Source organism: Streptomyces sp. NPDC054872, assembly GCF_053610705.1.
The window spans coordinates 1-21980 of sequence record NZ_JBSGYY010000039.1; the positions used below are offsets into that span (position 1 = coordinate 1).

Below are 21980 nucleotides of genomic sequence, written 5' to 3' on the forward strand. Positions count from 1 at the left end.
GTCCCTGAGGACGGCCGGGCATCGCCCGTACGCGGAGGTGCTACGCGGGAACGCTGGCCACGCCCGGCGCCAGGAACCGCTTGCCGGTGACGCGCTCGCTGACACCCTCACGGTCCAGGTACGGCGTGATGCCGCCCAGGTGGAAGGGCCAGCCCGCACCGGTGATCAGGCACAGGTCGATGTCCTGCGCCTCGGCGACGACGCCCTCGTCGAGCATCAGGCCGATCTCCTGCGCCACGGCGTCAAGGACGCGGTCGCGGGTCTGCTCCTCGGTCAGGACGGTGTCGCCCTGCTTGAGGAGCGCGGCGACCTCGGGGTCCAGCTCCGGCTTGCCGGAGTCGTAGACGTAGAAGCCGCGCTTGCCGGCCTTGACGACGGCGGCGAGGTTCGGCGACACCGTGAAGCGCTCCGGGAAGGCGCGGTTCAGGGTCTCGGAGACGTGCAGACCGATGGCCGGACCGACCAGTTCGAGCAGGACCAGCGGCGACATCGGCAGGCCGAGCGGCTCGACGGCCTTCTCGGCGACGGCGACCGGGGTGCCCTCGTCGATGACGTTCTGGATCTCGCCCATGAAGCGGGTGAGGATGCGGTTCACGACGAACGCCGGGGCGTCCTTCACCAGGACCGCGGTCTTCTTCAGCTTCTTGGCGACACCGAAGGCCGTGGCCAGGGAGGCGTCGTCCGTCTGCTCGCCGCGCACGATCTCCAGGAGCGGCAGGATCGCGACGGGGTTGAAGAAGTGGAAGCCGACGACCCGCTCGGGGTGCTTCAGCTTCGACGCCATCTCGGAGACCGAGAGCGAGGAGGTGTTGGTGGCGAGGATCGCGTGCGCCGGGGCGACCGCCTCGACCTCCGCGAACACCTGCTGCTTGACGCCGATCTCCTCGAAGACGGCCTCGATGATGAAGTCGGCGTCGGAGAAGCCCTCGGCCTTGTCCAGGACACCGGAGACCAGGCCCTTGAGGCGGTTGGCCTTGTCCTGGTTGACGCGGCCCTTGAGGAGGAGCTTGTCGATCTCCTCGTGGACGTAGCCCACACCCTTGTCGACGCGCGCCTGGTCGATGTCGGTCAGGACGACCGGCACCTCGAGGCGGCGCAGGAACAGCAGCGCGAGCTGCGAGGCCATCAGACCGGCGCCGACGACGCCGACCTTGGTGACCGGGCGCGCCAGGTTCTTGTCCGGGGCACCCGCCGGGCGCTTGGCGCGCTTCTGGACGAGGTTGAACGCGTAGATGCCGCTGCGCAGTTCGCCGCCCATGATGAGGTCGGCGAGCGCCTTGTCCTCGGCGTCGAAGCCCTTCTGCAGGTCACCGTCCTTGGCGGCCTCGATGATCTCCAGGGCGCGGTAGGCGGCCGGGGCGGCGCCGTGCACCTTGGAGTCCGCGATGCCGCGGCCACGGGCCACAGCGGCGTCCCAGGCCTCGCCGCGGTCGATCTCGGGGCGCTCCACCGTGAGCGAGCCGTTGAGGACGGAGGCCGTCCAGATCAGCGACTGCTCCAGGAAGTCCGCACCCTCGAAGAGCGCGTCGGCGATGCCGAGCTCGAAGACCTGCTTGCCCTTGAGCTGGCGGTTCTGGTTCAGCGAGTTCTCGATGATGACCGAGACCGCGCGGTCCGCGCCGATCAGGTTCGGGAGCAGCGCGCAGCCGCCCCAGCCCGGTACGAGACCGAGGAAGACCTCGGGCAGCGAGAAGGCGGGCAGCGCCTTGGAGACGGTGCGGTACGAGCAGTGCAGACCGACCTCGACACCGCCGCCCATCGCGGCGCCGTTGTAGTACGCGAAGGTCGGCACGGCGAGCCCGGAGAGCCGCTTGAAGACCTCGTGGCCGCCCTTGCCGATGGCGAGCGCGTCCTCGTGGCGCTTGAGGATCTCCACGCCCTTGAGGTCCGCGCCGACGGCGAAGATGAACGGCTTGCCGGTGACACCGACGCCGACGATCGTGCCCTCGGCCGCCTCCTTCTCGACCTGGTCGATCGCGGCGTTCAGGTTCGCGAGGGAGCCCGGGCCGAAGGTGGTCGGCTTGGTGTGGTCGAAGCCGTTGTCGAGCGTGATGAGCGCGAAGCGCCCGGCGCCCGCGGGCAGGTCGAGGTGGCGCACGTGCGCCTGCGTGACGACCTCGTCCGGGAACAGCTCGGCCGCGCCCTTCAGAAGCTCAGTGGTGGAGCTGCTCACTTGTCGCCTCCGGCGTCCTTGTGGTTCGGGTTCTCCCAGATGACGGTGGCGCCCATGCCGAAGCCGACGCACATCGTCGTCAGGCCGTAGCGGACGTCCGGCTGCTCCTCGAACTGCCGCGCCAGCTGCGTCATCAGACGCACGCCGGAGGAGGCGAGGGGGTGGCCGTACGCGATGGCGCCGCCGTACTGGTTCACGCGCGCGTCGTCGTCCGCGATGCCGTAGTGCTCCAGGAAGGCGAGCACCTGCACGGCGAAGGCCTCATTGATCTCGAAGAGACCGATGTCGGAGATGGACAGGCCCGCCTGGGCGAGCGCCTTCTCCGTGGCCGGGATGGGGCCGTAGCCCATGACCTCGGGCTCGACACCGGCGAAGGAGTACGACACGAGCCGCATCTTGACCGGCAGGTTGTTCTCGCGGGCGAAGTCCTCGGAGGCGATGATCGACGCCGTGGCGCCGTCGTTCAGACCCGCGGCGTTGCCCGCGGTGACGCGGCCGTGCGTACGGAACGGCGTCTTCAGACCGGAGAGGTTCTCCAGGGTGGTGCCGGGCCGCATCGGCTCGTCGGCGGTGGCGAGGCCCCAGCCGGTCTCACCGGCCTCCGCGTTCGTCCGGCGTACGGAGACGGGCACCAGGTCCTGCTGGATCTTGCCGTTGGCGTACGCCTTGGCGGCCTTTTCCTGCGAGCGCACCGCGTACTCGTCCGCGCGCTGCTTGGTGATGCTCGGGTAGCGGTCGTGCAGGTTCTCGGCGGTCATGCCCATGAAGAGGGCGGACTCGTCGACGAGCTTCTCGCTCACGAACCGCGGGTTCGGGTCGACGCCCTCGCCCATGGGGTGGCGGCCCATGTGCTCGACGCCACCGGCGATGACGGCGTCGTACGCGCCGAACGCGATGGAGCCCGCGGTCGCCGTCACGGCGGTCAGGGCGCCCGCACACATGCGGTCGATGGAGTAACCCGGCACGGACTGCGGAAGCCCGGCCAGGATGCCGGCGGTGCGGCCCAGCGTCAGACCCTGGTCGCCGATCTGCGTGGTCGCGGCGATGGCGACCTCGTCGATCTTGGCGGGGTCGAGGGCCGGGTTGCGGCGAAGAAGCTCCCGGATGGCCTTCACGATGAGGTCATCCGCACGGGTCTCGTGGTAGATGCCCTTCGGGCCCGCCTTGCCGAACGGGGTGCGGACGCCATCAACGAAGACGACGTCCCTGACGGTACGAGGCACGATGGCTCTCCTCCAGGGTGCGGGTGCGCCTGCCGGCGCGCTTCCGTACCCCATGCTACTTGCCGGTAACTAGGCTGCCCAGTCCCGGCTCGGGGAGGCGAAGGTCACATTGCCGGGCGGGGGCGCCCGGAGCGGGGCCGCCCCGCCGAAGACGAAAGCGCCGCCCCGCGGATCCGGGGCGGCGCTTTCGTCAGGCGGAGGGCGTCACTGGGCGGGAGCGGCCTGGGCGAGGGCGGTGACCAGAGCCGGCGTCACCTGGGAGATCTGCCACTGCCGCGCACCGTGCGAGGCGAGAGCCGCCGCCACGGTGTCCGCGTCCACCTGAGCCGGAGGCTCCCAGCAGACCCGGCGGACCGTGTCCGGAGTGATCAAGTTCTCCTGAGGCATGTTCAGCTCCTCGGCAAGCGCCGAGACGGCCGCCCGTGCCGCGGAGAGGCGAGCCGCGGCGGCCGGGTCACGGTCCGCCCAGGAGCGGGGCGGCGGCGGCCCGGAGACGGCCTGCCCGGGCTGCGGGAGCTCGGAGTCGGGCAGCGCCCTGGCCCGGTCCACCGCGGCCTGCCACTGCTCCAGCTGACGGCGGCCCATGCGGTGCCCGAAGCCGGTGAGCCCGGAGAGGGCGTGCACGTTGGGCGGAAGGCTCAGTGCCGCCTCCACGATCGCGCCGTCACTGAGCACCTTGCCGGGCGACACGTCACGCCGCTGCGCCACCTTGTCGCGAGCGGTCCACAGCTCACGTACGACCGCCATCTGACGGCGGCGCCGCACCTTGTGCATGCCGGACGTACGGCGCCAGGGATCGACCCGCGGCGGCGCCGGCGGCGCGGAGGAGATCGCGTCGAACTCCTCGCGGGCCCACTCCAGCTTGCCCTGCCGGTCGAGCTCCTTCTCCAGCGCGTCCCGCAGGTCCACGAGGAGCTCGACGTCGAGCGCCGCATACCGCAGCCAGGGGTCGGGCAGCGGCCGCGTCGACCAGTCGACCGCCGAGTGCCCCTTCTCCAGGACGAAGCCGAGCACGCCCTCGACCATCGCGCCGAGGCCGACCCGGGGGAATCCCGCGAGGCGCCCCGCGAGCTCCGTGTCGAAGATGCTGGTGGGGATCATGCCTATTTCGCGCAGGCACGGCAGGTCCTGCGTGGCCGCGTGCAGCACCCACTCCGCGCCGGAGATCGCCTCGCCGAGCCCGGAGAGGTCGGGGCAGGCGACGGGGTCGATGAGGGTGCTGCCCGCGCCTTCACGGCGCAGCTGCACGAGGTACGCACGCTGGCCGTACCGATAGCCGGACGCGCGTTCGGCGTCCACGGCCACGGGGCCACTGCCTGCCGCGAAAGCGGCGATCACCTCTGCGAGGGCGGTCTCGTCGGCGACCACCGGGGGGATGCCATCGCGCGGCTCGTCCAGGGGAATCGGCGCCGTTTCGACGTCGTCCGGAGGGCCGCCTCCGGTGGTTCGCAGTGAGCTGTCTGCTGCGGTCTCTTGGGCGTCGGTCACCTGTCAAGGGTATCTGTGTATGCACAGCGCCCGTCGACGGAACGTTCCGTCGACGGGCGCGCGAGGGGTGTAAATGAGTCAGTGGATGATTCCGGTGCGCAGGGCCACCGCCACCATCCCGGCGCGGTCACCCGTGCCGAGCTTGCGCGCGATGCGGGCGAGGTGGCTCTTCACGGTCAGGGCGGAGAGCCCCATCGAGACACCGATGGCCTTGTTCGACTGACCCTCCGCGACGAGGCGGAGAACCTCCACCTCACGGCCGGACAGCTCACGGTAGCCACCGGGGTGGCTGGGTGCGCCCGGCGGGCGGCGGTGCATTCGGGCGGCGGCCGAGCCGATGGGCGCGGCGCCGGGGCGGGTGGGGAGACCGACGTTGTTACGGGTGCCGGTGACGACGTAGCCCTTGACGCCGCCCGCGAGGGCGTTGCGTACGGCACCGATGTCATCGGCGGCGGAGAGGGCGAGGCCGTTCGGCCAGCCCGCCGCGCGGGTTTCCGATAGGAGCGTCAGGCCGGAGCCGTCGGGGAGGTGGACGTCTGCGACGCAGATGTCACGGGGGTTGCCGATGCGGGGACGAGCCTCCGCGATCGACGAGGCCTCGATCACGTCGCGTACACCGAGGGCCCACAGGTGGCGGGTGACGGTGGAGCGGACGCGCGGGTCGGCCACGACGACCATGGCGGTCGGCTTGTTCGGGCGGTAGGCGACCAGGCTTGCGGGCTGCTCGAGGAGAACGGACACCAGGCCTCCTGGGGTGCGGGACTGAACCGGCTCGGGGATGAAGCCGGGACGAACCGTGCTTTCAAGGTCACCAACCTCTTCGGCATCAAACCCGTCCGCCTTTAGAGAATGATCACGATTTGGTGAGTAACAATTCGGGCGATTCGGACATGCGATCGATCATCCGAAGATCAACCCGAATCGCAGTCGTTCAGAATCGCTCATCCGCGTGATCGTCCAGTGTCCGTCCGGTGCCTGTTCGGGGCCGTTCGGTGCTGGGCGGAGCCGCTCCGGGCCGGCCGGGGCTGTGCGGGAGCGCCCCGCCACCCGTCACGGCGTCTGCGGCCCCCGCCGCTGGGGCAGCGACACCACCGAGCCGTCGCCGCCGTGCCCCTGGTTCACCGGCGGCAGCCCCGCGATCTGGCAGAGCAGATCGCACCACGCCGCGAGATGCGCCGCCGTGTCCGGCACTCCGCCGTGGCCCTCGCGCGGCGTCCACGACGCCCGGATCTCGATCTGCGACGCGGGCGGCCGCTCGGCGAGCCCGCCGAAGTAGTGCGAACCCGCACGCGTGACGGTGCCGCTCGGCTCTCCGCAGGCCAGACCTCGCGCCTGCAGTGCGCCCGTCAGCCAGGACCAGCAGACCTCGGGGAGCAGCGGATCCGCCGCCATCTCCGGTTCCAGCTCCGCGCGGACGAGCGTGACGAGGCGGAAGGTGCCCTGCCAGGCGTCATGTCCCGCCGGATCGTGCAGCAGGACAAGCCGTCCGTCCGCCAGATCCTCGTCGCCTTCGACCACCGCCGCCTCCAGGGCGTAGGCGTGCGGGGCGAGGCGCTGTGGCGGCCGCGTCGGGTCGATCTCGATCTCGGGCCGAAGCCGTGCCCCCCGCAGCGCGTCGACCGCCGCGCGAAAGGGCAGCGGAGCCGATTCCGCCACCTTCCCCTCCGTACTTTCCATCTCGCCAGCGCCGTCCGACCGTTGTCCTTGAGCCGCAGCCATGCGGGGAAGATTAAGGGGAACGGCGGCTTCGCGCAGGGAGAGACACCCGTGAGAGGGGCCCCGGTCAAGGCAGGGTGTCCCTCGGGGCAGGGGGGCGCGCGGGCCCGTGCGAGACTTTCCGCGTGAGTGCCAACAACAGTCAGAGCCCCGCGGGCCAGCAGAACGCAGCGACGTACGACTCCGCTTTCATGAAGGCCTGCAGGCGCGAGCCCGTGCCGCACACGCCGGTCTGGTTCATGCGGCAGGCGGGGCGCTCACTTCCCGAGTACCGCAAGGTGCGCGAGGGCACGGCCATGCTGGAGTCCTGCATGATGCCGGAGCTGGTCACGGAGATCACGCTGCAGCCGGTGCGCCGCCACAAGGTCGACGCCGCGATCTACTTCAGCGACATCGTCGTCCCCCTCAAGGCCATCGGCATCGACCTGGACATCAAGCCGGGCGTCGGCCCGGTCGTCGCGAACCCCATCCGCTCCCGCGCCGACCTCGCCCAGCTGCGGGATCTGACGCCGGACGACGTGAGTTACGTGACCGAGGCGATGGGCATGCTGACGGCCGAGCTGGGGTCCACCCCGCTCATCGGATTCGCCGGAGCGCCTTTCACTCTCGCGAGCTACCTGGTCGAGGGCGGCCCGAGCCGTAACCACGAGAACACCAAGGCGCTCATGTACGGCGACCCGCTGCTGTGGGCCGACCTGCTCGACCGGCTCGCGGAGATCACCGGCGCCTTCCTCAAGGTGCAGATCGAGGCGGGCGCGAGCGCCGTGCAGCTCTTCGACTCGTGGGTGGGCGCGCTGGCCCCCGCCGACTACCGCCGCTCCGTGATGCCCGCATCGCAGAAGGTCTTCGACGCCGTGGCCCCGTACGGCGTCCCGCGCATTCACTTCGGTGTCGGCACGGGCGAACTGCTCGGTCTGATGGGCGAGGCCGGCGCCGACGTGATGGGCGTCGACTGGCGCGTCCCGATGGACGAGGCGGTACGCCGGGTCGGTCCCGGCAAGGCGTTGCAGGGCAACCTCGACCCGGCGGTCCTCTTCTCCACGCGGGAGGCGGTCGAGGCCAAGACGGACGAGGTGCTGGACGCCGCGTCGGGCCTTGAGGGGCACATCTTCAACCTCGGCCACGGCGTCCTGCCGACCACGGACCCCGACGCCCTGACGCGGCTCGTGGAGCATGTCCACACGCGGACCGCACGCTGACGAAGTCGTTTCGTAGTTGGCTGAAAATCTCGCCTGAATGTGACGGGTGAGGAGGGAAACGGGGCGTGTTGAACGGCGCGCCCGGTCCCTCCTCCCCTCCGCGGGCCGTCAGCGCGACGCCGGCGCGGCCTTCCGCACCGCCGCGACCGCCTTGCGCGCCGCCACCAGGACCGGATCCCACACCGGCGAGAACGGCGGCGCGTAGCCGAGGTCGAGCGCCGTCATCTGGTCCACCGTCATCCGGGCCGTCAGGGCCACGGCGGCGATGTCCACGCGCTTGCCCGCGCCCTCGCGGCCGACGATCTGGACGCCGAGCAGTCGTCCCGAGAGGCGCTCGGCGAGCATCTTCACCGTCATCACGGCCGCCCCGGGGTAGTAGCCCGCGCGGCTCGTCGACTCGATCGTCACCGTCACGTACTGCAGTCCCGCCGCCCGCGCCTCCTTCTCGCGCAGACCCGTGCGGGCGATCTCCAGGTCGCAGACCTTGCTGACGGCCGTGCCGACGACACCGGGGAACGTCGCGTAGCTCCCGCCCACGTTCGAGCCGATGACCTGGCCGTGCTTGTTGGCGTGCGTGCCGAGCGCGATGTGGCGCTCGCGGCCCGAGACCAGGTCGAGGACCTCGACGCAGTCGCCGCCCGCCCAGATGTTCTCGTGGCCCCGCACCCGCATGGCGAGGTCCGTGAGCAGCCCGCCGTACTCACCGAGCGGAAGGCCCGCCGCGCGGGCGAGTTCCGTCTCGGGGCGCACGCCGATGCCGAGCACCACCACGTCCGCCGGATACTCGGCGTCCTCGGTGGCCACCGCCCTGACCCGGCCGTCGTCACCGGTCAGGATCTTGGTGACCTCGGCGCCGTTCACCATCTCGATCCCCATGCCGGACATCGCGTCATGGACGAGGCGGCCCATGTCCGGGTCGAGCGTCGACATCGGTTCCGAGCCGCGGTTGACGACCGTGACCTGGTACCGGCGCTGGATCAGGGCCTCGGCCATCTCGACGCCGATGTAGCCGGCGCCGATGACGACGGCCCTGCGGCCCGGCGTGCGGGCCAGCGTGTCCAGGAGCGCCTGGCCGTCGTCCAGGGTCTGCACGCCGTGCACGCCCGGGGCGTCGATGCCGGGCAGGGACGGGCGGATCGGGCGGGCTCCGGTGCCGATCACGAGCTTGTCGTACGCCGTCCAGTCCTCGACGCCCGACTCCAGGTCCCGGGTGCGGACCCGGCCGCCCTCCACGTCGATCTGCGTGACCTCCGTACGCATCCGCAGGTCGATGTCGCGGGCCCGGTGCTCCTCGGGCGTACGCGCGATCAGCTCGTCCCGCGAGGGGACGTCGCCGCCGACCCAGTAGGGGATGCCGCAGGCCGAGTACGAGGTGAAGTGGCCGCGCTCGAACGCGACGATCTCCAGCTCGTCGGGGCCCTTGAGCCTGCGTGCCTGCGACGCGGCGGACATGCCCGCCGCGTCGCCCCCGATGATCACCAGTCGTTCTTTCGCGCTCCTCATACGGACACGCTACGACTCGGCGGCAGTTGACGGGCCGCTAGCCGTCGTCGCCCTCCCGCTCCGGTGCCGCGGGAGCCGTTGCCACAGCGGGCCGCCGGACCAGCCTCGGACGCACCAGGCGCTGCCACAGGAGGAACAGCAGGGCCGCCACCGCCACGAACGGCAGGATCGCGCCGAGGGCGACCGCGACCCACCGCAGCATCGTCACGAAGGCGCTCCAGCCGCCGGACAGCGCGTCCACGAACGTGGGGTCGTCGTCCTCGGCGTCCGCCTTCTTCACCGCCGTCTCGCTGAGCGAGAGCGTGATCGTGGACATGCTCGTACGGTCCTTGAGCGAGGACTGCCGGGCGAGCAGCGCCTCCAGCTCCGACTGACGGGAGCTCAGCTCCCCTTCCAGCGTGACCACATCGCTCAGCTTCGTCGCCTTGTCCATCAGCTCCCGCACCCGGGCCACGCTCGCCCGCTGCGACTTGATCCGGCTCTCGACGTCGACGACCTGGTCGGTCACGTCCTGTGCCTTGGCCTTGCGCTCGATCAGCTTGCCGGTTCCTTCGAGCGACGTCAGGACCTCGTCGTACCGGTCCTGCGGGACGCGCAGCACGATGCGGGAGCGCTCGTGGCCGCGGCCGTCGCGGTCCGTGGTCTCGTCGCCGACGACGCCGCCCGCGTCGACGGCCGCCGCGCGGGCCTCGTCCAGGGCCTTCGGCACGTCCTTGACGCGGACGGTCAGGGTGGCGGTGCGGATGATGTGCGTGCCGGTGAGCTCGGGCGGCTTCTTCTTGCCGGACTTGTCCGCCCGGCCGCCGCCCACCCCCTCGGAGTCCTCATTGCCCGGTGCGTAGGCGTCCTCCCGGGCGGCGCTGCCCGCCGCCTTGTCGCTGTCACCGCCGGAGTCGCCGCCCGCGCTGCACCCGGTGAGCGCGAGGGCCACGGCGAGCAGCAGGGCCGGGAGTGCCTGGACGGTGCGGTGCCTTGATGTGCCGGACGCGTGCATCTCGACGTACCCCCCGAGGGTCGTGGTGACTGATGCTCCTTTGACGCCGGGGAGGGGCAGAACGATGGTTGCCGACCGGTTCCGATGGGGTCACGGTCGGGACTCGCGCGACGCGTGGAGCACGACTCGTAGAGTGGAGGCATGCGCGAAACGGACACACGTACGGGCCATGTCGTAGTCATCGGCGGCGGGATCGCCGGACTGGCCGCCGCCCACCGATTGCTCGACACCGGCGCCCGCGTGACCGTCCTGGAGGCCTCCGACCGGCTCGGCGGCAAGCTGCTCCCCGGCGAGATCGAGGGCGTCCGTGTCGACCTCGGCGCCGAGTCGATGCTGGCCCGCCGCCCCGAGGCCGTCACCCTCGCCCGCGAGGTGGGCCTCGCCGACCGGCTGCAGCCGCCCGCCACGGCGACCGCGGCGATCTGGACCCGCGGTGCGCTGCGGCCGATGCCCAAGGGCCACGTCATGGGCGTACCCGGCGACGCGTCGGCCCTCTCCGGAGTGCTGTCCGACGAGGGGCTGCGGCGCATCGAGCAGGACCGTGACCTGCCGCCCACCGAGGTCGGCGACGACGTGGCGGTCGGCGCGTACGTGGCCGCGCGCCTCGGCCGCGAGGTCGTCGACCGCCTCGTGGAGCCGCTGCTCGGCGGGGTGTACGCGGGGGACGCGTACCGCATCTCGATGCGCTCGGCCGTGCCGCAGCTCTTCGAGGCCGCCCGCGCCCACGACTCCCTCACCGAGGGCGTACGCGCCATCCAGGCCAGGGCCGCGCGGAACCAGCAGACCGGGCCCGTCTTCATGGGCATCGAGGGGGGCGTCGGCCAACTGCCGCTCGCTGTCGCCGATTCGGTGCGCGCGCGGGGCGGCGAGATCCGCACCGGGACGCCGGTCACCGAGCTGCGGCGTACGTCGGAGGGCTGGCAGGTCGGCACCGAGGAGCAGGTCATCGACGCGGACGCCGTCGTCGTCGCCGTGCCCGCCTACGCCGCCGCCGCGCTGCTCGGCGTCGAGGCGCCCGCCGCGGCGGCCGAGCTGGCAGGCGTCGAGTACGCCTCCATGGCCCTGATGACCCTCGCCTACCGCCGCAGCGAGACCGACCTGCCCGAAGGCAGCGGTTTTCTCGTGCCGCCCGTCGACGGGCACACCATCAAGGCGTCCACCTTCGCGTCACGCAAGTGGGGCTGGATCGCCGAGGAGGACCCCGACCTCCTTGTGCTGCGTACGTCGGTGGGGCGCTACGGCGAGACGGAGATCCTGCGGCGCGAGGACGCCGAGCTGATCGAGCTCTCCCGGCACGACCTGCGCGCGGCCACCGGCCTGGACGCCGAGCCCGTCGCCGCCCGCGTCACCCGCTGGCACGACGGTCTGCCGCAGTACCCCGTCGGCCACCACGCGCGCGTGGCCCGCGTCCGCGAGCACGTGAGCAAGCTGCCCGGACTCGCGGTGTGCGGAGCGGCGTACGACGGCGTGGGCATCCCCGCGTGCATCGCGAGCGCCTACGCGGCCGTCGACCAGCTGGGCGGTGACCTGGCGGGTGTGCAGGAGCTCACCCGCAACCCGGTGCAGAGCCTGCACGGCGGCGGAGGAGAATAGGGCCATGAGTGACGACGCCCCCGCCAAGAGCCCGAACGCGGGCAAGAAGGCCAAGGACCTCAACGAGGTCATCCGCTACACGTTGTGGTCCGTCTTCAAGCTGAAGGACGTGCTCCCCGAGGACCGCGCCGGCTACGCCGACGAGGTACAGGAGCTGTTCGACCAGCTCGCCGCCAAGGACATCACCGTCCGCGGCACGTACGACGTGTCGGGCCTGCGCGCCGACGCCGACGTCATGATCTGGTGGCACGCCGAGACCTCCGACGAGCTGCAGGAGGCCTACAACCTCTTCCGGCGCACCAAGCTGGGCCGCGCCCTGGAGCCGGTCTGGTCGAACATGGCGCTGCACCGCCCCGCCGAGTTCAACAAGTCGCACATCCCGGCCTTCCTGGCCGACGAGACGCCGCGCGACTACATCAGCGTCTACCCCTTCGTGCGCTCCTACGACTGGTACCTGCTGCCCGACGAGGACCGTCGCCGCATGCTCAAGGACCACGGCATGATGGCCCGCGGTTACCCCGACGTGCGCGCCAACACGGTCGCCTCGTTCTCCCTCGGCGACTACGAGTGGCTGCTCGCCTTCGAGGCGGACGAGCTGTACCGCATCGTCGACCTCATGCGGCACCTGCGCGCCTCCGAGGCCCGCATGCACGTCCGCGAAGAGGTGCCGTTCTACACCGGCCGCCGCAAGTCCGTGGCGGACCTCGTGGCGGGCCTCGCCTAGTTAATTCGGTTGCCGCGTCCGTCCGGTGCGGGTTTCATCGAGAGGTCGAAGCCAAGGACAGAGAGACGGTGAATGTATGCCCAGGGCCCTGCGGAACAGCTCGGAGTCATCCCCTTCCGCAACGCTCAGGAGTCATCCTCACCATGTCCCGCAACACCTCTCGGCGGGCCCGCACTGAAGCGCGCGCCCAGTCCTTCCGCTGCCTGCAGTGCGGTCTCGACGTCTCGATGACCGCCCCCGGCACCGACCACCGCAACCACTGCCCCAACTGCCTGTGGAGCCGTCACCTCGATGACACCCCGGGCGACCGGGACGCGGACTGCGGCGCCCGGATGGAACCCCTCGCCATCTCCGTCCGAGGAGACGGCGAGTGGGTGCTCGTCCATCGCTGTACGCACTGCGGTGTCCTGCACGCCAACCGCACGGCGGGCGATGACAACGCCCTGCCGCTGACCCGGCTCGCGGTGCGTCCGCTGGCCCAGCCGCCGTTCCCGCTGGAGCGTCTCGGCGCCTTGTAGCTAGTGCTTCTCGGGGAGAGCCGCCGCCCGCGCGCCGGACAGCGGCGCGGGCTCCTTGTGGGGTGCGCACGCCGCGCGCTCCACGGGGAGCCTGCCCTCGAGGAGGTACGCCTCCATGTGGCCGTTGACGCACTTGTTGGGCCCGGCGCCGATGCCATGGGTGCCCGCGTCCCGCTCGGTCACCAGGACCGAACCGCCCAGCCTGCGGTTCAGCTCCTGGGCGCCCTCGTACGGGGTCGCCGCGTCCCGCTCGGCGGCGAGGATCAGCGTCGGCGGAAGCTCGCCCTCAGTGGCGCGGACGTCCAGGGGCTGGCGACGGGGCTCGGTCCAGTAGGCGCACGGCAGGTTCATCCAGGCGTTGTCCCAGGTCTCGAAGGGTGCCACCCGCGCGAGCATCGAGTTGTCACGGTTCCAGGTCTTGAAGTCCGTCGGCCAGGGCGCGTCGTTGCACTCGACCGCGGTGTAGACCGCGTTGCCGTTCTCCTGCTCCTTGGCCGCCTTCGGCTCGGGCGCCGCCTGCTCGATCAGCGGCTTCGGATCGCCCTTCACATACGCCGAGAGCGCCGATGCGCGCGCCGGCCAGTAGTCGTCGTAGTACCCGGCCTGGAGGTACGCCGACTGCAGCTGGCCGGGACCGACCTTGCCGCCTGCGGGCTTGGCCGCCAGCTTGTCGCGCACCTTCTCGTAGCTGTGCTGCACCGCATCGGGCGTCTTGCCCAGGTGGTAGGTCTTGTCGTGCTTGGCCACCCAGGCGCGGAAGTCGGCCCAGCGCCGCTCGAAGGCCGCGGACTGGTCGAGGTTGTTGCGGTACCAGATCTGCGCGGGGTCGGGGTTGACCGCCGAGTCGAAGACCATGCGGCGCACGTGCGAGGGGAAGAGCGAGGCGTACACCGCGCCGAAGTAGGTGCCGTACGAGGCGCCCATGAAGGTCAGCTTCTTCTCGCCGAGCGCCGCCCTGAGCACGTCCAGGTCCCGGGCGTTGTTCAGGGTCGTGTAGTGCCGCACCGCCTTGCCGGAACGCTTGACGCAGCCCTCCGCGTACGCCTTCGCCTGCTTGACGCGCTCCAGTTTGTACGCGGTGTCGGGGTGGGTCGGTGACTGGGTCGGGGCCTTGGCGAACTCCTTCGGGTCCTGGCAGGAGATCGGCGCCGAGCGGCCGACACCGCGCGGGGCGTAGCCCACGAGGTCGTACGCCGCCGCGATGCGCTTCCACTCGGGGAGCATGCCGACCATCGGGAAGTACATGCCGGAGCCGCCGGGGCCGCCCGGGTTGAACACGAGGGCGCCCTGCCGTTTGACGGACTTGCCGCGGCGCGGTTCGGCCCGCTCCGTGGCCTTGGTGCGGCTGACGGTCAGTCTGATCTGCTTGCCGCTCGGGTCCGCGTAGTCCAGCGGCACCAGGACCGTGGCGCACTTGACCGAGGGAGGCAGGCCCTCGACCTTCGGGCAGGCGCCGAAGCGCAGGCCGGCCGCCTGCGCCCGCTGGGCCGCGATCTGGGTGCCTCGCGTTTCCGGGTACGGGGTGGTGTCGGCCGCGGACGCGCTTCCCGTGGGGGCGGCGACGAGTGCGGTCAGGACCAAGGATCCGGCGGTTCCGTAGAGGGCGGCTGCTGCTCTCATCGCTCTCCATCCCTTCATTCAGCCGTGCGTTGCTCGAACAAAAGGGATGATTCGTTTGGTAATGGGTGAAGTAAAGGACCGCCCCGCCGGTGTCGGGCGTGTCGGGCTCAATGACCCCGATGCGCCGTGTCCCGGTGTGCGAAGGCCGCTCGGAGTTCCGGGTCGGCGAGGGCACGGGTGCCGCGTACGGCCACCGCGGTGAGGTCGGAGCCGCCGCGCGCGGGCAGCGCGCTCAGCAGGAGCTGGCCCGCGGGCGAGGCCCAGCGCGGATAGGGGTGGATCTCGAAGCGGGCGACGGCCAGGCAGCTCGCGTTCAGGGCGAGGGCCAGCGCGAACCAGAGCGCGACGGGTACCTCTTCCCGCGGCTCCTGGGCCGGCATGAGCAGCGCGACGGCGCCGAGGGCGATCACCGCCACCGCGGCCGCCCGCACCTGCCGGACCGCTCCCGCGACCCCCGACCAGGTGCCTTCCGGCAGGGCGAGTCCCGCCGCCACGAGACGGTCGGCCAGGGCGCGCATCGCGTCGGTGCCGGCCGCCGCACGGCGTACCGGCGCTATCGGTGACTGCCCGCCCGGCCCTATCGCGCCGAGCACGGAACGCTCCATGTCGTCGCTGCCCACCGGGTCGACGACCGTCGCCCAGCCGGTGTGCGCGAGCAGCAGGCGCCGGGCGCGGGCCATCGACACCAGGGTGAGGTCGGTGACGCGGGCGGGGCCGCCGGAGAGGAACGCGGCCTCGTAGAGCGTCAGTTCATGGCGTTGCCCCGGGGCCGCGTCGTGCCGGGCGGCGCGGTACGCGGTGAGGCAGAGCCGGGCGCAGGACAGGCCCGTGGCGACCCAGGCCACGAGAAGGAGCGGAAGCCAGAACATGCCGGTGTTCTATGCGAGGGAGCGGCGCAGCGCCATGGGTTATTCAGCATGCGGACGTGAGGGCGCGGGTACGTAACGTTCCGCTTTGCTGCGGGGCTTCTACTTGTCCTTGCCGCGCCCCTTGTCCTCCTTCGTGCCCTTGTCCTCCTTCGGTTCCGTGTCTTCCTTCGGCTTCGTGTCCTCCCTCGGCCCGCTGTCCTCCGTCGGCTTGGGGCGTGAGGCGGGTGGGGGCAGCGAGAACGTGGGTGAGGGGGAGACCGGGGTCGCCGGAGCCGGGGACTCGGTCGGGCCGGGTGGGGCGGGGGAACGGGTCACCGGGACGGGGCCCGCCGACGCCGCGTCACGCGCCAGATCGTCGAAGTCGACCAGGCCCGTGCCTTCGAGGACCGTGATGTGGTCGAGGACCGTCGTGTTCGCGTCGTCCGCGAGCGCGCGCACCAGCGAGTTGCGGGTGGTCGCGCGGACCTCGGCGACCACCGAGAAGACCTTGCCGTGGGCTGCGCGCAGGATGTTGGCGAACTTCTCGTCGTACGCGCCGCCGTGCGCGTCGCTCATCTCGTCGAGCCAGCCCCGCTGCTGCGGGGTCGGCTGGTTGGGCAGCTCCATGTTGAGCCGCGTCGCCACCTCGCGTACGCGCGCGTCGAGGAACGTATGGCCCTCGACGAGGTGCTCGCCCGCCGTCTGCACCGCCTTGGTGGTGCCGCGCGCCTCGGCCTGCTGTCCGGCGGGGAGCTCCCAGAGCCCCGCGAGCCGCACCTTGGTGATGAAGTCCCTGTCGAGCGCGGAGAGCGGGCCGAACTCCGTCGACACGGTCTCCGCGTCGAGTATGTCCTGGCCGGTGCCCGACCTGTCCTCGTACGACCAGACGGGAAAGAGCAGCGCGGCCAGCGTCGCGACGAGCCCCGCCACGATCAGGCCGGTGCCGTTGATGGATCGCATGACGCCTCCTGTTGCGGCACCGCACGTTAGTGCGCCACGGAGAGCGACCGGCACCATACGGCGCGGAGTACGTCAACTGCCGTACGGGTAAGGGGCATCGGATGCGGGGCGGGCGCCGGGGGAGCGGCGGGGGACGCAGATCCGCCCTCGCCGCCGCCTCTGCACCACGGGCGGGGCCTGCCGGGCGCCCGCACGCCGGGCAGCCGCCTAGGAGCTGCCGCCTCCGCCTCCGCCACCCCCGCAGCCGCCGCCCCCTCCTCCGCCGCAGGACGAGGAGCCGCCCCCGCAGCCGCCGCCGGAGCCTCCGCAGCTCGCGCCGCCGCACGCCGAGCCGCTTTCCGTGCCCCCGCACCAGGCGATGGTGCCCGAGCCGGAGCTTGCGTACGTCGAGGATGTCGCCGCGGTGCGGCCCGGCCGGACGCGGTGCGCGGCCTGGAGCTGTGCGCGCAGGTCGGGGTCGAGGACGCCGACAAGACCTTCGACGGCCACGCGGTACGCCGCGCCCGGAGAGAGCGCGCCCGCGGCGCGGTACTCCGCGAGCGCGGTCCGGCCCGTGGCGCTCACCCGCGTGCGGGTGGCGCGGCCGCAGAGCAGACCGACCAGGACGCCGAGCACCCAGGCCACGATCAGCAGGATCGTCGCCCCGCTCACGGGATCCCATGAGGGGCCGTCGCCGTCCTTGACGGCGATGACGCCGATGACGAGGAAGAACCCGGCGAAGCTCAGGGCGTGGTGCCGGATCCTGCGGCGCCGCAGGCGGTCAAGGGCCTCGGGGCGCACCATCAGCCCGCGCCGGGCCAGCGTGTCGCCGATCGCCTGCACGGCGGGGCTGCGCATCACGCCGATGCGCAGCCAGTGCAGGGCGCCGCTCGGCGCGGCCTCGTGCGCCTGGAGCACCGCACCTTCCACGGGGTTGCGGACCTCGGCCGACCGGAGTGCGACGACGCCGGGGAACGCGACCACCAGACGCCCGTCCTCGTGCATGGCCGCGATCGTGGCGTCCGCGACCCGGCCGGGGCCACCGCCGAGGAAGGCGGCCTCCAAGGGGTCGAACACCGCGCCGTGCCGGGCGTCGGACTGCGTCGGCGCGGCCTGCCGGATGCGGGAGGCGCCGACGAGGAGAGCGGCCGACGAGGCCGCGACCAGCAAGGCGAAACAGAGGGACAGGACCTCCATGGCTGCCGCCTCCCCTAGCCCCTGCGCAGCGCGAACCGTGCCGCGCGCAGCCACCGGGTGACCGGTCGCGCGTCCACCGGCGCGGGCCCGGACCGGTCGAGCCACCAGCGGGTCAGCCTGCCCCGCGCCTCCGCGTCCTCGGGCAGCCCGGCGAGCAGCAGCCGCTCGGCGAAGTCCAGCGCGTCACGGCGGTAGCCGCCGGACATCGGCCGCGACTGCGCGTACGCGAAGAACTCCGCGCGATAGAGCGCGCCGAGGATCTCCGCCAGCTCGGGCGCCACCTTCGCCACGACGTCCGCCCGCTTGCCGGTCAACGCCCGGCTCTGCACGGCAAGACGGGCCCGGTCGAACCCCTCGGGTGCGGGCGTCCTGGCCACCAGGGCGGAAAGGAGCGCGGTCTGTGCGAGGGCGAGCCGCTGACGGGAGGCGGCGGGCGCCGCGGCGGACGTCGTGTCCGCGGCGGGCTCACCGGCGTCTCGCGCCGTGCCGACGGCGCACTCACCGGATGCGGGCGCCTTCGTCCGCACCCTCTCCCGTATCGCCTCCAGCTCCCGCTCCAGTTCCCGCGGCGCCGGAAAGTTCTCGTCCCGTTCCAGCAGGACACCCGGCGGGCTCACCCGGGCCGCCAGGTCCGACAGGATCGCCAGGACCGGCTCGGGCACCGGGTGGGCGTGACTGTCGTGCCAGACGCCGTCCCGCTCGAAGCCGCCGGCGACATGGACGTACGCGATGGCCTCGACCGGCAGTTCGTCCAGGGCCTTCGACGGGTCCTCGCCGCGGTTGACATGATTCGTGTGGAGGTTGGCGACGTCGATGAGGAGACGTACGCCGGTGCGCTCGACGAGCTCGTACAGGAACTGCCCTTCCGTCATCTCCTCGCCGGGCCAGGAGATCAGCGCCGCGATGTTCTCCACGGCGAGCGGCACCGGCAGCGCGTCCTGCGCGATGCGCACGTTCTCGCACAGCACGTCGAGGGCGTCGCGGGTGCGCGGCACGGGCAGCAGATGGCCCGCCTCCAAGGGCTGTGAGGCCGTCAGCGGGCCCCCGGCGCGTACGAACGCGATGTGCTCGGTGACCAACGGCGAGCCGAGCGCCTGCGCGCGCTCGGCGAGCGCGGCGAGGCGCGTCTCGTCGGGGCGGTCGGCGCCGCCGAGACCGAGCGAGACGCCGTGCGGCACCACCGTGATCCCGCGTTCCCGCAGCCGCAGGAGGGAATCGGGAAGGTGCCCGGGGCACAGGTTCTCCGCGACTGCCTCGACCCAGTCGATGCCGGGCATCCGTTCCACGGCGTCCGCGATCTCCGGGCGCCACCCGATTCCGGTCCCCAGATGTTTCATGATCCCCCTCCTCCGCCAAGACCCCGCGTCGCGCCCGTGTCTTGTGAACGTGTGCAGGAGTCATGGCCCCGGCCGAAGCGGCCGAACCCCTGAGGGGGGACGTTCAGAGCTACATTTGAGGTTCCGGCCGGTTCGTGTTGACCTCCCCGGGAGGTGCGGGCGAGGGCCGCGACGTCGTGGACACATCACCGGTCGGGCCGGCCGGCGGGGGCTCGGGGGGAGTGACGCCGGAGGGCGGCGGAGGCCCGGTGGGGCTGGCCGTGGCGGTGGCGGCGCCGCCGTTCGCGATGTCGTCGAAGTCGACGAGACCGGTCGCCTCCAGCATCGTGATGTGGTCGAGGACCGTCTGGTTGGAGTCGCTGGCCAGCTGCCGTATCAGCGTGTTGCGGGTGCTGTCCCGCACCTGCGCGATCACGCTGAACACCTTGCCGTGCGCGACGCGCAGCAGATTCGCGAACTTCCGCTGGTACTCCATGCCTTCGGCCTCGGTCAACTCCTGCAGCCAGCCCTGTTGTTGGGCGGTGGGCTGGTTCGGCAGCTCCACGCCGAGCTGCGCCGCGACCGCACGGGCCCGCTTGTCGAGGTCCGTGTGGCCGACGATCAGATGGTCACCGGCCTCTTTGATCGCCTCGGTCGGCGCCCGCTCGACGGCCTGCTGGCCGGCGGGCAGCTCCCACAGCCCGGCCAGCCGCACCTTCACCAGCAGATCGCGGTCGGCCGCCGAGAGCGGGCCCCACTGGGTGGCCACGGACCCGGCGGCCAGATTTGCGGGCCCCGTGCCCGAACGGTCGGCGTAGGACCACATGGGGAACGCGAGCGCGCCCAGTGTGACCACGAGTGCCGCGATGATCAGAGCCGTGCCGTTGATGCGCCGCAATGTGCCGTGCCTTCCTGCCCGTCGACCTGCCCGTCAACCTGCCGTGAGGCAAGCTACTTCCTGGTACCAGGGGATACGGAAGAGGCGTGCGTGATGTTCAACGCTTTGCCCGACCGACGTGTGACGTGGGCGACCTCCCCAGGAGGGCCAGCATCTCCTCCAGCGGCGAGGCGTCCTCGGGCGTGGGCAGGGCCGGTGCGAACGCCGCGCCGGGACCCCGGAGTTCGGGATCCTTCGGCACCCGGCGGGCGATGTCCAGCGCGGTGTCCACGACCGGCCGGGGGAGATCGAGATCGGCGCCGAGGGTCGTCGCCACGTCCCAGGAGTGCACCACGTGATCCAGGAGATGGAAGCCGACGGCGATCCGTCCGGTGAACGTCCCGCCGATCTCGGGAAGCGTGAACCCCCTTTCCATGACGCCCTCTTCGGCGAACGCGGCCAGGACGTGGCGCACCGACTCGTCGTAGACCTTGAACGGGTCGCGTCCGGGATCCGGCGCGATCCAGTACGTGCGGTCGGCGCCCGAACCGCGAGCCGCCGCCGCGAACCCGTGGTGCTGAGCGGTCATGTGCGCCACCAGGTCGCGCAAGGTCCAGCCGGCGCAGGGGGAGGGGCGCTCCCAGTCGGCGGCGCGGGCCGTGCGCAGGACGCGGAGGGATTCCTGGAGGGCGGCGCGGTCGAGTGCGATGAGGTCCGTCATGGGGATGTCACTCACTTTCCGTGGCGTGAACGGCGCCGGGTGGCGGGGGAGTTGAGCCGATGGGGTCCGGGCCGGTGATCAGGGAGATCGCGGTGGCCCAGACGCCGTACGGATCGAACCGGTCCACCGTCCAGGCGGTGGCGCGCATCTCGCCCCGGCCCCTGTGAGCGCGGACGATCCGTACGTGGTCGGGGCGCCCGACGAACGCGTACAGCGACCGCTCGTCGGTCCAGACCGAGACGGAACCCGAGCGCTTGCGCCGCGGGTCGGCCCAGAGCCACATGCCGACGGCGCCGGGCGTGCGAGGCCAGCTCCGGCGCAGCCGCAGGCCCGACAGGGCGATCGGGAGGGTCTGGGAGTGACGGCGGGCGGTGAACTCCGTGACGCTCGCCAGGACCGGGCCCGGCGTGAGCGCGTCGGGGCCCGGTTGCCAGGGCGAACGGGAGATCGATCGCGGAATCAGTGAAGGCATGCCACGAGCCTAAATCTAAACGAACGGTCGTGCTACTTGTTTTGCGCAGTCGCCTTGTTCCGGATCACCCCGGCGGGTGGACAGGGAAGTTGCGGCAGGGGCCTCGGAAACTCAGCGGAGTACTCAGCGGAGTGGGGACACCCGCGAGGGATCCGTCGCCGCCGCGCGCAGCCGCGCCGTGATGGCGACGCCCGCCCTGCGGTAGGCGTCCGGCTCGTCGTGCAGGACCGAGTGCGCGTTCGCCGTCTCCATCGGGGCGATGAGCTCGAAGGCGAGCTGGGGGACGTCGGTGTCCGGGAGCAGTTCGCCGGTGTCGCGCGCCTCGGCGACGCAGCGCTCCACCTGGCCGGTCCAGTCACGGTTGGCGCGGACCAGCGCGTCGTGCACGGCGCCCTCGCGGGCGTCGAACTCGGCGATCACCCCGTAGAAGAAGCAGCCACCGGGAAAGACCCGCTGCTCCGAGTAGTCGAGCCAGTGCGCGCACAGCTGCCGTACGCGGTCGAGGCCGGGCGGCGACTGCCCGGCCGGTTCCACCACGGCGTCCAGGAAGATGCGGCCCGCCGCGCGTACGGTCGCGAGCTGCAGTTCCTCCTTGGAGCCGAAGAGCGCGAAGACCCCGCTCTTGCTGAGCTTCAGCTCGGTGGCGAGACGACCGACGGAGAGCGCGTCCAGGCCCTCGACCGAGGCGATGTCGACCGTACGGCGCAGGACGAGACGCCGGGTCTGGTTGCCGCGCTCGACGCGCCCGTCGAGCTTGGCACCCGCCGTGCCGGCACGCGTGCGCGCGCCCGGGTCCGCGCCAGTGCCCGGGCCCGCGCCCGCTCCCGCGTCCTCGCTCACGCCGAGCTCGCTCGCCATG

General features: G+C 71.8%; 20 protein-coding genes. 4 read left to right on the forward strand and 16 right to left on the reverse strand.

Annotated elements, in window-relative coordinates; all coding sequences use genetic code 11:
* Window positions 1–40: 40 nt before the first annotated feature.
* The 5 genes from ACWGIH_RS34550 to ACWGIH_RS34570 all read right to left on the reverse strand — a co-directional run bounded on the left by ACWGIH_RS34550 (window position 41) and on the right by ACWGIH_RS34570 (window position 6603).
* Window positions 41–2173: a 3-hydroxyacyl-CoA dehydrogenase NAD-binding domain-containing protein gene (locus ACWGIH_RS34550; protein WP_453449217.1), complete on the reverse strand. Its 2133-nt coding sequence runs from the start codon at window positions 2171–2173 to the stop codon at window positions 41–43.
* Window positions 2170–3396, reverse strand: a complete 1227-nt coding sequence (locus ACWGIH_RS34555; RefSeq protein ID WP_453449218.1) for a thiolase family protein — start codon at window positions 3394–3396, stop codon at window positions 2170–2172. Before ACWGIH_RS34555 ends, ACWGIH_RS34550 begins: the two co-directional genes overlap by 4 nt.
* 204 nt (window positions 3397–3600) lie before the next feature.
* Window positions 3601–4884, reverse strand: a complete 1284-nt coding sequence (locus ACWGIH_RS34560; RefSeq protein ID WP_453449219.1) for an HRDC domain-containing protein — start codon at window positions 4882–4884, stop codon at window positions 3601–3603.
* Window positions 4885–4962: 78 nt separating this feature from the next.
* The gene (locus ACWGIH_RS34565) at window positions 4963–5625 is read right to left on the reverse strand and encodes a response regulator transcription factor (protein WP_160507754.1); all 663 of its coding nucleotides are present in this window, start codon (window positions 5623–5625) and stop codon (window positions 4963–4965) included.
* Between the two features lie 309 nt (window positions 5626–5934).
* Window positions 5935–6603, reverse strand: a complete 669-nt coding sequence (locus tag ACWGIH_RS34570; RefSeq protein WP_453449220.1) for a DUF3000 domain-containing protein — start codon at window positions 6601–6603, stop codon at window positions 5935–5937.
* Window positions 6604–6725: 122 nt separating this feature from the next.
* Between ACWGIH_RS34570 and hemE the strand changes: the two genes are divergently transcribed.
* A complete protein-coding gene (gene hemE, locus ACWGIH_RS34575; RefSeq protein ID WP_453449221.1) occupies window positions 6726–7799 on the forward strand; it encodes a uroporphyrinogen decarboxylase in 1074 nt (357 codons plus the stop codon).
* 108 nt (window positions 7800–7907) lie between these two features.
* Here the strand turns inward: hemE and ACWGIH_RS34580 are convergent, their stop codons facing one another.
* Both ACWGIH_RS34580 and ACWGIH_RS34585 read right to left on the reverse strand, forming a co-directional pair.
* Window positions 7908–9302: an FAD-dependent oxidoreductase gene (locus ACWGIH_RS34580; protein ID WP_453449222.1), complete on the reverse strand. Its 1395-nt coding sequence runs from the start codon at window positions 9300–9302 to the stop codon at window positions 7908–7910.
* A 37-nt stretch (window positions 9303–9339) separates the two neighbouring features.
* Window positions 9340–10296, reverse strand: a complete 957-nt coding sequence (locus tag ACWGIH_RS34585) for a DUF4349 domain-containing protein (RefSeq protein ID WP_453449223.1) — start codon at window positions 10294–10296, stop codon at window positions 9340–9342.
* A gap of 141 nt (window positions 10297–10437) precedes the next feature.
* Here ACWGIH_RS34585 and hemG point away from each other — a divergent pair, with 141 nt between their 5' ends.
* From hemG to ACWGIH_RS34600, 3 genes are all read left to right on the forward strand, one after another.
* Window positions 10438–11889 (forward strand): protoporphyrinogen oxidase, encoded by a 1452-nt coding sequence (gene hemG / locus ACWGIH_RS34590; RefSeq protein WP_453449224.1) that lies wholly within the window; start codon window positions 10438–10440, stop codon window positions 11887–11889.
* A 4-nt stretch (window positions 11890–11893) separates the two neighbouring features.
* Window positions 11894–12613, forward strand: coding sequence for a hydrogen peroxide-dependent heme synthase (gene hemQ, locus ACWGIH_RS34595; protein WP_453449225.1), 720 nt, complete (start codon window positions 11894–11896; stop codon window positions 12611–12613).
* Between the two features lie 143 nt (window positions 12614–12756).
* Window positions 12757–13131, forward strand: a complete 375-nt coding sequence (locus ACWGIH_RS34600) for an RNHCP domain-containing protein (protein WP_150215590.1) — start codon at window positions 12757–12759, stop codon at window positions 13129–13131.
* Here the strand turns inward: ACWGIH_RS34600 and ACWGIH_RS34605 are convergent, their stop codons facing one another.
* From ACWGIH_RS34605 to ACWGIH_RS34645, 9 genes are all read right to left on the reverse strand, one after another.
* On the reverse strand, window positions 13132–14751 hold the full coding sequence (locus tag ACWGIH_RS34605; RefSeq protein WP_453449226.1) for an alpha/beta hydrolase: 1620 nt from the start codon (window positions 14749–14751) through the stop codon (window positions 13132–13134).
* 107 nt (window positions 14752–14858) lie between these two features.
* Window positions 14859–15620, reverse strand: coding sequence for a TIGR04222 domain-containing membrane protein (locus ACWGIH_RS34610; protein ID WP_453449227.1), 762 nt, complete (start codon window positions 15618–15620; stop codon window positions 14859–14861).
* A gap of 99 nt (window positions 15621–15719) precedes the next feature.
* Window positions 15720–16559, reverse strand: coding sequence for a DUF4142 domain-containing protein (locus ACWGIH_RS34615; protein ID WP_453449228.1), 840 nt, complete (start codon window positions 16557–16559; stop codon window positions 15720–15722).
* Between the two features lie 207 nt (window positions 16560–16766).
* Window positions 16767–17735, reverse strand: a complete 969-nt coding sequence (locus tag ACWGIH_RS34620; protein WP_453449229.1) for a TIGR04222 domain-containing membrane protein — start codon at window positions 17733–17735, stop codon at window positions 16767–16769.
* A gap of 14 nt (window positions 17736–17749) precedes the next feature.
* Window positions 17750–19072, reverse strand: a complete 1323-nt coding sequence (locus tag ACWGIH_RS34625) for a DUF692 domain-containing protein (RefSeq protein ID WP_453449230.1) — start codon at window positions 19070–19072, stop codon at window positions 17750–17752.
* A gap of 109 nt (window positions 19073–19181) precedes the next feature.
* Window positions 19182–19949, reverse strand: coding sequence for a DUF4142 domain-containing protein (locus ACWGIH_RS34630; RefSeq protein WP_453449231.1), 768 nt, complete (start codon window positions 19947–19949; stop codon window positions 19182–19184).
* A 97-nt stretch (window positions 19950–20046) separates the two neighbouring features.
* Entirely contained in the window at window positions 20047–20664 is a 618-nt protein-coding gene (locus ACWGIH_RS34635) for a TIGR03086 family metal-binding protein (protein ID WP_453449233.1), read from the reverse strand.
* On the reverse strand, window positions 20657–21121 hold the full coding sequence (locus ACWGIH_RS34640) for a hypothetical protein (protein WP_453449234.1): 465 nt from the start codon (window positions 21119–21121) through the stop codon (window positions 20657–20659). Before ACWGIH_RS34640 ends, ACWGIH_RS34635 begins: the two co-directional genes overlap by 8 nt.
* Before the next feature lie 123 nt (window positions 21122–21244).
* Window positions 21245–21979 carry a TetR/AcrR family transcriptional regulator gene (locus tag ACWGIH_RS34645; RefSeq protein ID WP_453449235.1) on the reverse strand — a complete coding sequence of 245 codons (735 nt, stop codon included), beginning with the start codon at window positions 21977–21979 and terminating at the stop codon, window positions 21245–21247.
* Window position 21980: the final 1 nt, after the last annotated feature.

What these genes read in the sequence shown, in the direction of transcription:
- ACWGIH_RS34605 (WP_453449226.1), bottom strand. Translation starts at nt 14,751, where the DNA reads ATGAGAGCAGCAGCCGCCCTCTACGGAACCGCCGGATCCTTGGTCCTG.
- hemG (WP_453449224.1), top strand. Translation starts at nt 10,438, where the DNA reads ATGCGCGAAACGGACACACGTACGGGCCATGTCGTAGTCATCGGCGGC.
- hemQ (WP_453449225.1), top strand. Translation starts at nt 11,894, where the DNA reads ATGAGTGACGACGCCCCCGCCAAGAGCCCGAACGCGGGCAAGAAGGCC.
- ACWGIH_RS34570 (WP_453449220.1), bottom strand. Translation starts at nt 6,603, where the DNA reads ATGGCTGCGGCTCAAGGACAACGGTCGGACGGCGCTGGCGAGATGGAA.
- ACWGIH_RS34600 (WP_150215590.1), top strand. Translation starts at nt 12,757, where the DNA reads ATGTCCCGCAACACCTCTCGGCGGGCCCGCACTGAAGCGCGCGCCCAG.
- ACWGIH_RS34645 (WP_453449235.1), bottom strand. Translation starts at nt 21,979, where the DNA reads ATGGCGAGCGAGCTCGGCGTGAGCGAGGACGCGGGAGCGGGCGCGGGC.
- ACWGIH_RS34640 (WP_453449234.1), bottom strand. Translation starts at nt 21,121, where the DNA reads ATGCCTTCACTGATTCCGCGATCGATCTCCCGTTCGCCCTGGCAACCG.
- ACWGIH_RS34620 (WP_453449229.1), bottom strand. Translation starts at nt 17,735, where the DNA reads ATGGAGGTCCTGTCCCTCTGTTTCGCCTTGCTGGTCGCGGCCTCGTCG.
- ACWGIH_RS34610 (WP_453449227.1), bottom strand. Translation starts at nt 15,620, where the DNA reads ATGTTCTGGCTTCCGCTCCTTCTCGTGGCCTGGGTCGCCACGGGCCTG.
- ACWGIH_RS34585 (WP_453449223.1), bottom strand. Translation starts at nt 10,296, where the DNA reads ATGCACGCGTCCGGCACATCAAGGCACCGCACCGTCCAGGCACTCCCG.
- ACWGIH_RS34625 (WP_453449230.1), bottom strand. Translation starts at nt 19,072, where the DNA reads ATGAAACATCTGGGGACCGGAATCGGGTGGCGCCCGGAGATCGCGGAC.
- ACWGIH_RS34615 (WP_453449228.1), bottom strand. Translation starts at nt 16,559, where the DNA reads ATGCGATCCATCAACGGCACCGGCCTGATCGTGGCGGGGCTCGTCGCG.
- ACWGIH_RS34580 (WP_453449222.1), bottom strand. Translation starts at nt 9,302, where the DNA reads ATGAGGAGCGCGAAAGAACGACTGGTGATCATCGGGGGCGACGCGGCG.